The organism is Halomonas sp. ND22Bw, assembly GCF_003011945.1.
GTDB classification, from domain to species: domain Bacteria; phylum Pseudomonadota; class Gammaproteobacteria; order Pseudomonadales; family Halomonadaceae; genus Halomonas; species Halomonas halophila.
Genome location: NZ_PXWD01000629.1, coordinates 1 through 283, shown reverse-complemented (window position 1 = coordinate 283; position 283 = coordinate 1). Strand labels below are relative to the sequence as shown.

The 283-nt window shown below is 67.1% G+C and carries 1 protein-coding gene; it reads right to left on the bottom strand.

What is annotated here, in order from left to right; translation table 11 throughout:
• The coding region (locus CVH10_RS19670; RefSeq protein WP_369335900.1) for a pyruvate kinase at nucleotides 1-283 on the bottom strand (283 nt) is incomplete at both ends.

Here is a 283-nt window from a genome sequence, read left to right as displayed (position 1 = left end):
GTCGCCGATCGCGTTCATCATCGCGACCGACTCGACCGGCCAATCACCAGCGGCGCTTTCCGCCGACAGCATGATCGCGTCCGCACCGTCATAGATCGCGGTCGCCACGTCCGACACTTCGGCGCGCGTCGGCGAGGGGGACTTGATCATCGATTCGAGCATCTGCGTCGCGACGACCACCGGGCGCCCCATCTTGCGCGCGGTTTCGACGATCCGCTTCTGCAACGGCGGCACCGATTGCGGCGGCAGTTCGACGCCCAGATCGCCGCGTGCCACCATCACG